The sequence below is a fragment of the Periweissella ghanensis genome (assembly GCF_918814755.1).
In the GTDB taxonomy this organism is placed as follows: Bacteria; Bacillota; Bacilli; order Lactobacillales; family Lactobacillaceae; genus Periweissella; species Periweissella ghanensis.
In genome coordinates this window covers 1-14,988 of the sequence record NZ_CAKKNT010000037.1, presented here as the reverse complement: position 1 = coordinate 14,988, position 14,988 = coordinate 1, and the positions used below count along the sequence as shown (strand labels likewise).

Here is a 14,988-nt window from a genome sequence, read left to right as displayed (position 1 = left end):
CTCGCTAATTTATTCACTTTTTTCAAAATAAAAAAATTCCAGATGGAAATGATACTCATTTCCATCTGGAATTTTTATTTAAGAGGTAGTTATGTCACAACCCCTTTTTTAAGCTAGTTGTTGGTCTAGTGAAAGTAACGATCCAAGAAACTTTGGACTTTACTTGCATACATAACCGGATTATTTTGGAATGACATTGCATGGGCTACGCCAGGCAAGACCCATAATTCTTTGGGACCTTGGGTGGCGGCATAATTTTTATAAACCATTGCCGTTGGTACGAATTTATCCGCACCACCGTGAATAAACATCATTGGTAAATGGTTTTTGTGTAATTGCTTAATAGAACTAGCTTCACCATATGAATAGCCTGCTCGAATCTTAGAAATTCCTGACACGATATCAACTAATGGGAACCGTGGAATGGCTGGAATACCGTAACGGGCTTGTGCTTCATACGTGATTTCATTTTTAACGGTATCATAACCACAATCTTCAATAAATACTTTAACGTTACCTGGTAATTTTTCACCAGCCGTCATCATTGTGGTTGCCCCACCCATTGAAACCCCAAACATCGCAATTTCTGCTTGGGGATTTTTTTGGACAATTTGGTTAATCCAACGGACATAATCTTTACGGTCTGTCCAACCAAAGCCAATTAAGTTACCTTCTGATTTACCAGCTGCCCGATCATCTGGTAATAAAACATTATAACCTAAGTTTAAAAACATTTGGCCGTACATCGCCATTTGGCTTTTATCACCAGCAAAACCATGGGCAATTACGACGGTTTTATTGGTTTTTATTGGATTCGCCACATACCATGCATCTAATTTCAAACCACCTGGCGTTGTTTGGTGCCATGTTTGAATATTTTGCTTACGGAAAGCCGCATCGTATTTAAAAATTGGATCATTTTTCTTAAATTTATTCGCTTTAATAAACGTCTTAGGTGCCCGGACTTCGGCCACGTGGAAAAAGTACATACCACTACCTAATAGTGCAATGGCTAGAACCGCCACAATACCAGCTACTCCGATAATGATTTTCTTTGATTTACTCATTGTGTGTTGAACTTCCTTCAATTTTTAATTTCTATTTCAAATAGTTTACCATGTTAACAATATTCAAAGTATTATACATTAATATTAGTATGCATTCTAGTAATTTTATGTTATTTATCTTCATTAAAATGTTATAATAATTCTAATTAATCAATGGAGGACTACACATGACTTACTCACAAAACTGGGATTTAGACAGTATTTTCCCTGGTGGTGTTAACTCACCTGAACTTGCTCAAAAATTAGAATTACTTAAAGACCAAATTAAAACTTTTGCGGCCGCTGTCGCCAATTATGACGTCACGGCTGATGATGCTGATTTTAACAACTTTGTTTCGTTAACCAATCAAGCCCAAACCGTTGAAGCTGGGTTACTACAAGTCGGGGTGTTCATCACGGCCTTAATGTCAGATGACTTCACGAATACTAGTCTCAGTGCTAAAGCTAGTGAAATTGACGCTTTGGGGGCAAGTTATGCTAAACCCCGTTCACAATTTAAAAAATTATTGGCAACCATTGACGATGCAACTTGGACACGGGTCTTAGCTGTCCCCGCCTTACAAGCAATTGACTTTTCATTAAACGAAATGCGCCAAGAAGCTAACGAATTGCTAGATGATACAACTGAAGAACTTCTTACCCAATTAGGCCTTGATGGGATTAATGCATGGAGTAGTCACTATGACACGATTGCCGCTGGTTTGACAATGCCTTTTACTGATGAAAAGGGTGAAACGACCACAATTTCCGCCGGTCAAGCCCTTAACCACCTCGAAGGTTATCCTGATCCCCAAGTGCGGGCTAACTTATTAGCGGGTTACGAAAATATGTGGGGCCAAGCTGATGGTTTAGTTGCGGATACGCTCAACCACTTAGCTGGTTTCCGTTTAACCGACTACAAAGCGCATGGCGTAACGGACTTTTTGAAAAAGCCGCTTGAATTAAACCGCATGAGTCAAGCCACGTTAGATACGATGTGGCAAGTTGTTAGTGATAACAAGGAAATGTTAACCAAATACTTTGCCCGTAAAGCGCAATTAATGGGTAAACAAACGCTTGGGTTCCAAGATATTTATGCACCAGTTCATGTTGGTGAATTCACTAGTGAAGACCTTTCATATGATGACGCAGCAGAATTTATTATGGCTAACTTTGCACAATTCTCACCTAAAATGGCCGCTTTAGCTAAAACGGCTTTTGAAAAACGTTGGATTGAATCAGAAAACCGGCCGGGTAAACAACCGGGTGGTTACATGGAAAGTGTTCCTGAACTCGGTGAATCACGGATTTTCTTAACCTTTACGGGTTCCCAAAATGATGCCGCCACGATTGCGCACGAACTTGGCCACGCCTTCCACAGTTCCGTCTTGACTGATTTACCATTCTGGCGTGGTAACTATGCGATGAACGTCGCTGAAACCGCATCAACATTTGCTGAATTAGTAGTTAACGATGCTAAAGTTAAAGCTGCCACTAACGATGCTGAAAAAGTAACTTTACTTGATGCTAAGTTAAACAATCCAGTGGCCATGTTTATGAATATCCACGCCCGCTACTTGTTTGAAACTAAATTCTACAAGTTACGCCAAGAAAAAGTACTTACACCTGATGAATTAAATACTTTGATGGATGAAGCCCAACATGAAGCCTTCGCTAACAGTCTTGATACGTACCACCCCCACTTCTGGGCAAGTAAGCTCCACTTCTACATCGATAGCGTACCATTCTATAACTTCCCATACACCTTTGGTTACCTCTTTAGCTTAGGCATCTACGCCAAAGCACAAACAACTGATAACTTTGAAGATCAATACATTGCGTTATTACGTGATACGGCTAATATGTCAACCGAAGAATTGGCGCAAAAGCACTTGGGAGTTGATTTAACCCAGCCTGATTTCTGGCAAGCTGGTGCGGACTTAGTTGCTAAAGATATTACTGAATTCTTAGCGCTCACAGAACAATTTGTATAATTAGGAGGTTGATTGGATGTTCCCAGAACGCTTACGTGCACTTCGACGGGGCCGCCATATCACCCTCGAAACACTCGCTGAAGCTCTAAATGACCAGCTCGGTACCGATGAAAAGCCCAATACGGCTTCCCAAATTGGGAATTGGGAACGTGGTGTCCGGACCCCTTCGTATATCGAAGTTAAAAAAATTGCCAATTATTTCAACGTGTCGCTTGACTACTTAGTTGGGCATTCACAACCCACTGAAATTGATTTAGCGATGTTGTTTTTATCTGAGAGTTTGTTATCCTTTAATAAAGAACCACTTGATAACCAAGATCGATATGAAATTTTTCAATTGATCGATGGTTATTTGCATGGTAAATCTAGTCGCCAAAATAATGTGCCGATTGATCACCAAGAAGCACTTGATTTAGACTTTTAATAAATTTTAGGATACTAATATGCAGCCCAAGAAGCTTAAAAAATTAAAAAAACAATTTAAACCAACAACTACCATGGCGCCGAGTTACCTTGAACGTATTGTTGGTTATCACAAATTATATGACTCGATTTTGCCAATTAAATTATTGCTTAATCACATTTTAAATGCTGATCATCGTTTGCAAAATGGCCTTGAACCACAACCGTTACCTACATTATTGCTACCAGACAATATTCAAGATGTTATTTTTGAATATGTTAATCAACAGTACGCCCCTAAAGATCCGCGGGGGGATACGCTCTGGGAGCAATTAATTAACCCGCTGGCTGATTTGGATCATGACTTACGTGATTTTCGGGATTATTTATCAAGCCAATATGGGATGTGGGCGTATACCAATGCCGTTTTCTTACAAGACTTGAGTACCTATTTAGCAGGTGCGCCCGTTTTAGAAATCATGGCCGGTAATGGTTACATCTCAGCTGGTTTACGGGCGCGCAACGCCGAGCAAGTTATCTATACGACTGATGATACAAGTTGGCTTACTGAAAATGCGACCGGTAACCACACCGTTACCGCTATCGAATCCCTCGATGCGTTAGCCGCGATTGCAAAATACGGTAACCAAGTAGCATATGTCATTATGTCTTGGTCACCAGATGGCATTGATATTGATTGGCAAGTACTGCAAACTTTACGGTCTGCATATCCGCAAGTTAAGTTCTTAATAATTGGTGAAAAAGATGGGGCGACTGATTCCGCCCTTTTCTGGCAAAATGCTGATTTAACCTTAGTACCTGAATTAAACGCTCATTATCAGTCTTTTGATTTGATTAATGAACAAGTTTATTTGGTCAAATAACCATTAGCACACTAAAACAGGCTGAAGATTTCATCTTCAGCCTGTTTTTTAGTTTATGCTATGGCGTTGCTTAAACGCACTCATCCAAGCAATCACTTGAACGATACACACAGTTTGCACCTGTTTTCCAAACCGGATGCACTGTGCTAGTCGTTCGCTGTAATTTCCGCTGGGGTTCACGCTCTTTTTTTAAACGCGCTCCAAGTTCCAGAAGGTTCAGCTAACCCAAGTTGCGCTAATGCTAAACCCGCATTATTTGCAACTTAGTGTTAGCTACCACCTTCTAACGGCACTTGTCGCACTCTACCAGATTTGGACCCGATCTTCCGGTGCCCGCCACATCTTATCCGTTGGTGTCACATCAAAAGTCGTAAAGAAGTCTGCAAAGTTTGTCACTTGCACATTGGCCCGTAAGCGTGCCGGCGCATGGACATCAACTTTTGAAAGTAACTTCATATATTCTTTGGAAGCATTCATGCGCCAAACCGTAGCCCAGTTAGTAAAGAAATCAGTTAAACTAACTTCATCTTCACTCTTAGCCGCTTCAAGGGCGACACTCATCCCGCCAACATCAGCGACGTTTTCAGAGACGACTAACTTACCATTAACCGTGGCTCCGGCACTATCAAGGCCATCAAATTCTTTGACCATCGCATCGGTCCGTTCTTCAAAGGCCTTAAAGTCAGCATCGGTCCACCAAGAATTCAAATTACCCTTTTCATCAAAACGCGCCCCGTTCGTATCAAAGGCGTGGGAAATTTCATGGGCAATCACCGCCCCAATCCCACCATAGTTCGCTGATTTACTTTGTTCCAAACTATAGAATGGCGCTTGTAAAATCGCTGCTGGGAACACAATGATATTGTGGAATGGGTGGTAATAAGCATTAACCATATCAGCCGGCATTTCCCATTCCGTTTTATCCGGTGATAATTTAAATTGTGAAAAGCTGTGCGCTACTTGAATAGCACGGAAACGTAGTGCGTTAGCCAATAAGCCCGCTTGTTCATCAACTACAAATAAGGTGTAGCGGGCTGGAATTACATCCGGATAACCGACATTTAAGCCAATCGTTGATAATTTCAAGATGGCTTTTTGCTTGGTTTCTTCCCCTAACCAGGTATTACTTTCAAGGCGTTCTTGATACACCCCAATCATCTTTTTAACCATATCAAGGACATCAGCTTTAGCAGCTTCACCAAAATACTTGCGGCCATAGTAATCTCCAACCACTGGACTAAAGGCCGCGTGGGCTAAATTAAAGGCCGCTTTTTCGGCTGAGCGTGCTTCAGCAGTACCACTCAAAGCGCGACTAAATACCCCATTGGCAATCCGAATGTCATCACTTAAATAACTTGCTAAATCTGAAACTACCCCTAAAATTAACATCGCTTTGATACCTGCAAAATTATCTTCATTGACAATTTTGTCATAATTTTGCCAGAAGCGAACATCGGTGACATTAATCATCGTTGGGGTCGCATCAATTAATTCGGGCACCAGCTTCGCGATATCAATGTGACGCGCTTGTTGCGTAAATTCAACAAAGTCTTGCGGATTGTAAAGTTTCCAGTAATCACTTTTAGCTTCATTTGAAAGCACATATTGGGCGACTAATTTATCAAACTCAATGGCTTGTTGAACAATCCGATGAGCTTCTTCGGTAGCATATCCATATTTTTCAAGTAATGGCACGTAGCTGTTTTCCAATAATTGGAAGAGTTCGGCACTATCGCCTCCTTCTTCATAATACGTTGTATCTGGTAGTAAAGTACCCATCGCATCAGCTTGTAAAATATTACGCGAGGTATCTTTCATATCTTGATCAACATACACTGGTAAAATTGCCGTTGGTAAACCGGCTAGTTTTAATTCAACAAGGTGCGCTTGTAAATCAGCTAATGAGTTGAGCTTTTCATATTTTTCTAAAATCACCTTCGCTGGTTCGGCCCCTTGAGCATTTCGGGTCGCCCAATCACTCGTTAACCGATAATACTTAATAAATTCACCCAACATGCCGGTTGCGGAATTATCTTTGCGCATTGCCGCAAAATCAGCTAATTCTTGCTGTTCAATTTTAATGTCAATTTCGTCAAACGCCCCAATGCGAGGACGATCAGCTGGAATTTCTGTATTAGCTAGCCAATCCGCGTTCACGTGTTTGTACAAATCGTCTTGAATCTTAACCATATAAAGATATCCTCTTTTCCATAATTGAAATTGTGTAGTTAGTACCCAATCCTTAAAATAAAACCGGATTACCTGTTAGCAGATAATCCGGTTTTAAACGGTCTGTGAAGAATAAATGAGTATTCTCTAACTACTTATTAATAGTTTGGCACAGTCTGTAATATTAAGCTAGTAATTATTTCGTTGCATCGGCAGTAACCCCAACATTGAGCCAACGCGTGTTGTTGTTGGCGTTATCATTTGACCACCCCGTCACACGTTTGTTAATTGGGTACCAGTCAAGCGTGTATGATACGGGGATAACAAAAGCTTGTTTTTGCATGTATGTTTGCATGTCGTAGAAGGCCTTTTGACGAACTGCTGGGTCAATCGCTTCAGTTGAATCAATCTTATTCAAGATGCTAGTAAATTCTGGACTAACAAAGTGACCAAAGTTATCTTGCGTTGATTTACCAAAGAGTGAAATCAATGATGGATCCGTAGCATCGGCCCAACCACCAAGGGTGATATCCCAATCATTGCTTGTCCCGTTAGTTACCGTTTGGGCCCACGTGTTGAAATCAGTCAACCGGTCGTGGTAAAGAGCCACATCGACTCCAATTTGTTTCCATTGTTGGATGTAGTTTTGGGCAACGGCTTCAGCATTTGAGTTTCCTGAACGGGCCATAAAGATCAACTTGAATGGTTTACCATTCGTGTTCAAACGGTATTCATGTTTTGAATCCCACTTAAAGCCAGCTTTATCGAGTAAGCTATTCGCCTTCTTGATGTCCAATGGGAACCCTTTAACTGATGAATCATGAGCGTCCTTAAACGGCTTAACAATCACTGTGTTAGCCCGGGTTGCAAGACCGTAGTTAAATTTTTGGTTAACTTGATCGACGTTCATTGCGTAACCCATCGCTTGACGAAGGGCGACATTTTGAAGCGGTGTCTTACGGTCTTGCACGTTAGTTGACTTACTTGAATCATAGTGACCCAAGTTGTAAGTTACGTAAGTAAATGACAATGATTGGTCACCAGTTTGCACGTAGTTATTAAGCTTCTTAACCGTTGGGTACGCCACAGATGGCATTTGGTAAGCAATGTCATATTTTTTATCTTTTAAAGCCGCCGCAATCGTTGATGTTGATACCACCGTTGTCACAATCTTCTTAAGCTTTGGTTTTGGACCATACCAGTATGGGTTGGGTACATATGATACTGATTGCCCAGCAACCACGTTAGAAACCTTGTAGGGGCCATATGAAAGTGGTGCTTGACGAATTTGTTTTGAACCGGCCAAATCACCAGGTTTAATATCTTTCAAATAGTGGTATGGTTCCGCTGATTCAAGGTAGTACCCTGAACCTGAGTTCCACATCCCAGGTGTCATATGATTGAATTTAATTTGAATTGAGTCCCCATCTTCACCATTCGGATATGTAATACCTGAGATTGTCTTCGCCTTACCATCGTGGAAAGCAGCTAAACCGACAATATCAGCTAATGAATCCGTATATAGTTGTGATTGGTAAGCATTGTTAGCAATCAACTCGTATGAGAATTCCAAATCTTTGGCCGTGACGGGCTTACCATCAGACCACTTCAAACCTTTATGTAATGTAATCACCGCGGTTTTATCAGCCTTGTTTAGCTTAATGTTAGCTTGCCCACCATCAATAATTTTAAATTGTGAAGTGGTCTTAAACATCGTGCCATATACCCCTGACATCGGTTCGGTCAAGAATTGGTCAACTTGATCTTGTTGCAAGACTGGCGCAAAGATTCCTTGGAATGGTGTATCTTGAACCATCGCAATGTTCAACGTACCATCTTTGATTGCTTTGTCCTTATTGTCATAGGCCAACTTCAAATTTCCAACTGAAGCGGACGGTGTACTGGTAGCACTCTTGTTACCACAACCAGCCAATACTACTGAAAACAATGCCGTTGCGGCTGCCAAACCGGTAAAATACTTTGTTGTTTTTTTCATCCATTTATCCCCATACTTTCATCACATGTACTGTGTGATTTTTATTTAACTTTCGGTATCCCTTTAGCTATGTTCAATATATTAGCATCCTAACAATATTTTGCAATCATATTTTAATCTTATTATCACTTAATCGATTTTTATTCTCATAAAACATCTACAAACACCTTCATATAGGCATATCATATAATTATAAAAATTCTAAAGATTTAATTAACATTAATTTTATATAACCATTAGTAATAATTGCAAATAAAAAAACAAGCACCGCTTACGCAATGCTTGTTTTAAAGATTAATAATTACTTAGTTGAATCGGCTGAAACACCAATGTTAGCCCAGTAGTTCAAACCAGTATCGTTGGCATTTGACCATCCAACAACACGTGAGTTAACTGGGAACCAGTCAAGTGAGAATGATGTTGGAATAACAGCTGCTTGATCTTGCATGTATTGTTGGTATGCGTAGAAGGCTTTTTGACGAACCTTAGGATCGATAGCGGCTGGGGCATCAATTGCATCAAGCAACTTAGTTAACTTAGGTGTAGTAAAGTGACCGAAGTTGTATGGTGCGCCCTTTGAGTAAAGGTCCATTTGTGAAGGGTCAGAAGAAACTGACCATGCACCACCAGTGAAGTCCCAATCGTTATTGTTACCACCGGTCATGATTTGACCCCAGCTATTGAAGTCAGTCAAACGGTCGTGGTAAAGGACCACATCAACCCCAATTTGTTTCCATTGTTGGATGTAGTTTTGGGCAACGGCTTCGGCATTTGAGTTACCTGAACGAGCCAAGTAAACTAACTTAAAGCTCTTACCTTCTGGTGTCTTACGGTATTCGTGTTTTGAATCCCACTTATAACCAGCTTTATCAAGAATGCTGTTAGCTTTCTTGATATCCAATGGGTAACCCTTAACTGAAGGATCGTTTGCTTCCTTGAAGACAGGAACAATCGTTGAGTTAGCACGTGTTGCAAGACCGTTGTTAAACTTCTTGTTAACTTGGTCAACGTTCATCGCGTAACCAATTGCTTGACGAAGCGCTTTATCTTGTAATGGTGTCTTACGGTCTTGGACATTTTCTGACTTCTTAGTATCGTAGTGACCTAAGTTAAAGGCAATGTATGAGAATGAAAGTGATTGATCACCAGTTTGAACATAGTCTTTCAAGCCCTTAACAGTTGGGTAAGCAGTTGATGGCATTTGGAAGGCCACATCATACTTCTTAGACTTCAAAGCTTCAGCAGCAGTTGCTGTAGAAACAACCGTTGAAGTAATTTGCTTAAGTTTTGGTGTAGGTCCCTTCCAGAATGGGTTTGGTACATACGTTACTGATTGACCAGCAACAATTTTAGAAACCTTGTATGGACCAAAGGCAAGCGGTGCTTGACGAACTTGCTTAGAAGCGGCTAAGTCAGCTGGCTTAACATCTTTCAAGTAGTGGTATGGTTCGATTGATTCGATGTAGTAACCAGAACCTGATTGCCACATACCTGGCGTCATGTGATCAAATTGGATTTTAATTGAGTTACCGTTTTCACCATCTGGGTAAGTGATTCCAGAAATGGTTTTAGCTTTACCATTGTGGTAATCAGCTAAACCTTTAATGTTAGCCAATGAATCAGTGTAACGTTGTGATTGGTAGGCTGGGTTAGCAGTAACTTCATATGGGAATTCCAAATCCTTAGCAGTTACAGGCTTACCATCTGACCATGTAAGGCCTTTACGAAGAGTGATTGTTGCTGTCTTAGATGCTTTATCAAGCTTAAGGTTGGCAGCCCCACCATCAATAATCTTAAATGAGTTAGTGGTGTTAAACAAACCAGTACCAGTTGGTGCTTGAAGATATGAATCAGTTAAATCGTTAGAAAGTTCTGATTCAAAGACCCCTTGGAAAGGTGTATCTTGGACCATCGCAATGTTCAAAGTACCATCTTTGATCGCTTTGTCCTTGTTGTTGTAAGCAAGCTTCAAAGCACCTAATGAAGCTGATTGTGTACCATTTTGTGCACTCTTATTACCACATCCAGCAAGAACAACTGAGAACAATGCCGCTGCCGCTGCAAGACCTGTAATATATTTAGTAGATTTCTTCATAAACTAAAACCCCATACTTTCATCATAATTACTAACAGATTTGAAATCACCCTTCTAAGCGATTTCTTCTATGTCGATTATATTATCACTTCGATTTCAAAGTTGCAATGCTTTTTTAATTTTATTTTAATATTAAACTCATTTTAACCTGGTTTAAGTTAAAAAAAGGCGTCTATTCCTATTTTTAATTAAGAATAAACGCTTTTTTCTAATTATTATTTTTTAAAATTAGCAAATTGTAATTTTAACCTAAACGTTGACGCGCATCAGCGGCCCGACGGAATACTTGACCAACGAATGAGATACCAACACAGATCACGATAATAAAGATTACTGGTGGTAACCAAACATAGGCTTTGGTTGCAAGTACGGTTGGATCAGTTGCGGCCGAAACCATTGTCCCAAGTGATGGAGTTCCGTTTGGCAATCCAAAACCTAAGAAAGAAAGGGTCGTTTCAATCCCAATGTTACCAGCGAAAGTCAAAGTTGAATCAACAATAATAATTGATGCCAAGTTTGGTAAAATTTCACGGAACATGATCATAAAGTTACTTGATCCAGATGTTTTTGATGCCCGAACGTAGTCACGATCAGATTCTGATAACACCTTTGACCGAATCAAACGGGTCGTTCCTTGCCAAGCAAAGAGCCCAATAATCCAAATCAAGGTCCATTCATTGTACTTAGGCACAATTGACACTAACACGATGATAATCATGATAAATGGTAAAACAATCCAGAAATCAATAATCCGCATGATGGCAGTATCGACAATGCCACGGAAGTAACCAGTAATTAAACCGACAATAATTCCGACAACTTGCCCAATCACGGTAATCATAAAGGCAATCAATAGTGAATTTTTAGCTGATGCAACTAACATAAGCAATTGATCACGACCTTGTTCATCGGTCCCTAAGATATGCCCTTGGGTCCCTGGTGCTAAGTATTGATCAATAATATTAACGTTGGTAACAGCAGTTTTAGGAATAAAGAATGACCAGATAATAACCGTTAAGAAAAGTACTGCTAAAATAATAGCGGACACTAAAGCGACTTTATCTTTCAAAAATTCCCGTTTGATGGTGCGCCACGTAGAAGGAGCTTCGACGATCACCGCACCGTCTTTAATTTCCGGCACATTGGGTTGTGCTGATGGTTGGACTTGTGTTTCATTTTGTTCTGACATATTTACTCCTCCTTTCTATTCAATGCGAATCCGTGGATCAACCAAGCTCAAGATAATATCTGAAAGTAATGATCCAAGTAGCGCTAAAATACCAGTAAATAAGACGATTGCCGTTACGACTGAGTAGTCACGCGATGTAATGGCTGTGATAAATAATTGTCCCATCCCTGGGTATGAGAAGACTTGTTCGATAACCACAGAACCACCAATTAAACCAGTAATTTGGAATCCGGCAAAGGCCGCAATTGGTAATAATGAGTTCCGGAAGATGTGCCGTGAGTAAACTTTACTTGTTGGCACCCCTTTTGAACGGGCTGTGCGAACGTAATCTTGTGACTTGGCATCAATAATTTCTGAACGTAAGTATTGAATTGTTGATGTTGTTCCAAGAATCCCTGCTAAAGCACCTGGCAAGAGCATGTGGTAAAGGCGTGAACTAGCTTCGGCAAAGAAACCAGATGCGTTGATGCTAACCGTTCCTGAAGTTGGGAACCAGTTTAATTGGTAACCAAAGAAGTATAAACCAAGTAAGAATACAACGAATGTTGGTAATCCAAAGGTGAAGTAGTTGAAAATTGCGATTCCACGGTCACGACGTGAACCATCGTGACGACCAGATGTCATCCCCAATGGAATGGCCACGGCATAAGAAACAATTAATGAAAGCAATGACAACCAAACGGTGTTACCAATCCGGTTACCAAGCACAGTTGTAACTGGTTGCTTCAAAGTGTAACTTTGGCCTAAATTACCATGGAACAAGTTAACAATCCAGTGCCAGTATTGGACATACCAAGGATCAAACAAGCCAGCTGCCCGCTTCAAAGCTTCGATTTGCTTGGGATCGGTGTTAGGTCCGATGGTTCCAGAGAATGGGTCTCCAGGCATTAATTTGGCTAAGATGAACACCAAGACTGAAAGAATTACGATTTGCGGAATCATAATCAATACTCGGCGAATAATTGTTTTCCACATATTACTTACCTGTCCCTTCTGAAATTTGTGTTGGAGGGGTTGAAACCCAGTGGGTATCTGAAATTTGGTGCATTGGGTATGCTAAGCCATCTTCATCATAGAAGTGTGACCGTTTTTCTTGATATTCCGCTTCAACTTGTGCCCGTTTAGCTTTATTAGCTTCACGATTAGCAATGTCAATTTGAGGAATCGCTGAAAGCAACCGTTTCGTGTAAATGTGTTGCGGGTTGTTGTAAATATCTTCACGGGTTCCCAATTCAACGAAACGACCTAAGTGCATAATCGCAATATTTTCGGTCATGTGCCGCACAACCCCAAGGTCATGGGAGATGAACAAGAATGAAATTCCTAATTCTTTTTGAATCCGTTTCATAAAGTTCAACACTTGGGCTTGAATTGACAAGTCAAGCGCTGAAACTGGTTCATCGGCAATGATCAATTTAGGATTCGTTGCAATCGCTCGGGCAATCCCAATCCGTTGCCGTTGGCCACCTGAGAATTGGTGGGGATATTGGTACATCGCGTTTTTTGATAAACCAACGATATCCAACAATTCAATTACGCGTTGCTTTTCACTTTCCTTATCCATTTTGTCAAAGTTACGGATGGGTTCCGCAATAATTTGGTAAATGGTCTTCTTAGGGTTAAGTGATGAAAGTGAATCTTGGAAAATCATTTGCACGTCTTTGTTGTATTTCATCTTATTACGTACACTTGGCTTACTTACATCTTCACCGTTATAAATAATTTCACCACCAGTGATCTTTTCAAGACCAACAATGGCTTTACCAATTGTTGATTTACCTGAACCTGATTCACCAACTAATCCATATGTCTTACCAGCTTCAATGGTAAATGAAATCCCATCAGCTGCGTAAACATAATCAGTAATGCGGTTCCAGAAACCTGATCGAATCGGGTAGTGAACCTTTAAATCTTTAATTTCCATTAATACTGTCATATTGCACGTCTCCTACTCACTACCTAGAGCTCATCTTTAAATTTAAATTCACGCCAACTTTCACCACGTACATAGTGGTTGGGAGCAATTTCTTTCAAGACTGGGTGGCCAACATCTGGCTTGGTCCAAGGAATCCGTGGCGCAAACAAGTCAGAATTACGATCCATATCTTTAATAGAAGGAACTGCCCCTTCAACAACATATAATTCATCACTTTCAGAATCAATGGTTGGCATCGCCCGTAATAATGAACGGGTGTATGGGTGTTTTGGATTGTTAAACAAAGTTTCAACTGGTGCTTGTTCAACAATTTCACCGGCATACATAACGGCAACTGTGTCAGCCACTTCGGCAACCACCCCTAAATCGTGGGTAATCAAGATAATTCCGGCATGGTTTTCACGTTGAATATCTTTTAATAAATCCAAGATTTGCGCTTGAATCGTAACATCCAAGGCAGTTGTTGGTTCATCGGCAATAATTAATTGTGGTTTGTTAGCAATCGCAATGGCGATAATAATCCGTTGGCGCATCCCACCTGATAATTGGTGGGGGAATTGCTTAGCGACCCGTTCAGGATGTGGAATCCCAACTTGGTCAAGCAATTCATGCACGCGGGCTTGCTTTTGATCTTCAGTCATATCTGAGTGAACATCTAAGCTTTCTTTAATTTGATCGCCAATGCGAATCAAAGGGTTTAAGGCGGCCAATGGGTCTTGGAAAATCATTCCCATTTCATCACCACGAATATCGTTAAATTCATCTTCTGACAATTCCAAAATTTCTTTGCCTTGGAAGTTAATTTCACCAGTAACTTGAGTTGCATTCATATTGTGCAATCCAATTACGGTGGTGGCTAACGTAGACTTACCTGAACCTGATTCACCAACAATGGCTAAGACTTCATCACGGTGAAGTTCAAGGCTGACATCATCAATGGCTGTGTAAAATTCACCATTAATTTTGAAAGCCACTGAAACACCGTTGATTGATAATAATGTTTCTTCCTTCATATTCAATCACTCACACTTCGTTTCAATTAGAATTTTATTAGAAATATAATATCTCAAGTTTACTAAAAATTTTCTCATAATAAAAGCATTTTTTTAATTTTAAAGTTTAAAAAACACCAAAAACACCTCAAAACGCCTATTTACAAGCTTTTTAAGGTTCTACACTATTTGATGTTGATGAGTAAAATCATCGACATCTTTTTTTGCAAAAAAAATAGGACACCGTATGTCCTAGTGCTAAAATTAAGTCGACGAAAACCAAAG

Annotated in this window: 11 protein-coding genes; 3 read left to right on the top strand and 8 right to left on the bottom strand. The window is 40.3% G+C overall.

The window, feature by feature from the left end:
* Positions 1–125: 125 nt before the first annotated feature.
* Entirely contained in the window at positions 126–1,067 is a 942-nt protein-coding gene (locus LQZ76_RS09285; protein ID WP_230099443.1) for an alpha/beta hydrolase, read from the bottom strand.
* Positions 1,068–1,234: 167 nt separating this feature from the next.
* Between LQZ76_RS09285 and LQZ76_RS09280 the strand changes: the two genes are divergently transcribed.
* The 3 genes from LQZ76_RS09280 to LQZ76_RS09270 are packed head-to-tail and all read left to right on the top strand — an operon-like array spanning position 1,235 to position 4,326.
* Complete coding sequence (locus LQZ76_RS09280) at positions 1,235–3,040, top strand: M3 family oligoendopeptidase (protein ID WP_230099442.1); 1,806 nt, start codon at positions 1,235–1,237, stop codon at positions 3,038–3,040.
* A gap of 16 nt (positions 3,041–3,056) precedes the next feature.
* Complete coding sequence (locus tag LQZ76_RS09275) at positions 3,057–3,464, top strand: helix-turn-helix domain-containing protein (protein ID WP_230099441.1); 408 nt, start codon at positions 3,057–3,059, stop codon at positions 3,462–3,464.
* Positions 3,465–3,483: 19 nt separating this feature from the next.
* Entirely contained in the window at positions 3,484–4,326 is an 843-nt protein-coding gene (locus LQZ76_RS09270; protein WP_230099440.1) for an SAM-dependent methyltransferase, read from the top strand.
* Positions 4,327–4,629: 303 nt separating this feature from the next.
* Here the strand turns inward: LQZ76_RS09270 and LQZ76_RS09265 are convergent, their stop codons facing one another.
* The 7 genes from LQZ76_RS09265 to LQZ76_RS09235 form a co-directional block, all read right to left on the bottom strand.
* A complete protein-coding gene (locus tag LQZ76_RS09265; protein ID WP_230099439.1) occupies positions 4,630–6,516 on the bottom strand; it encodes a M13 family metallopeptidase in 1,887 nt (628 codons plus the stop codon).
* A 175-nt stretch (positions 6,517–6,691) separates the two neighbouring features.
* Complete coding sequence (locus tag LQZ76_RS09260; protein WP_230099438.1) at positions 6,692–8,491, bottom strand: oligopeptide ABC transporter substrate-binding protein; 1,800 nt, start codon at positions 8,489–8,491, stop codon at positions 6,692–6,694.
* 301 nt (positions 8,492–8,792) lie between these two features.
* Entirely contained in the window at positions 8,793–10,586 is a 1,794-nt protein-coding gene (locus LQZ76_RS09255; protein WP_230099437.1) for an oligopeptide ABC transporter substrate-binding protein, read from the bottom strand.
* A gap of 244 nt (positions 10,587–10,830) precedes the next feature.
* Positions 10,831–11,775: an ABC transporter permease gene (locus LQZ76_RS09250; RefSeq protein ID WP_230099436.1), complete on the bottom strand. Its 945-nt coding sequence runs from the start codon at positions 11,773–11,775 to the stop codon at positions 10,831–10,833.
* A 15-nt stretch (positions 11,776–11,790) separates the two neighbouring features.
* Positions 11,791–12,750 (bottom strand): oligopeptide ABC transporter permease, encoded by a 960-nt coding sequence (gene opp4B, locus LQZ76_RS09245; protein WP_230099435.1) that lies wholly within the window; start codon positions 12,748–12,750, stop codon positions 11,791–11,793.
* A 1-nt stretch (position 12,751) separates the two neighbouring features.
* Complete coding sequence (locus LQZ76_RS09240; protein WP_230099434.1) at positions 12,752–13,711, bottom strand: ABC transporter ATP-binding protein; 960 nt, start codon at positions 13,709–13,711, stop codon at positions 12,752–12,754.
* A 23-nt stretch (positions 13,712–13,734) separates the two neighbouring features.
* On the bottom strand, positions 13,735–14,724 hold the full coding sequence (locus LQZ76_RS09235) for an ABC transporter ATP-binding protein (protein ID WP_168721747.1): 990 nt from the start codon (positions 14,722–14,724) through the stop codon (positions 13,735–13,737).
* Between the last annotated feature and the right edge of the window lie 264 nt (positions 14,725–14,988).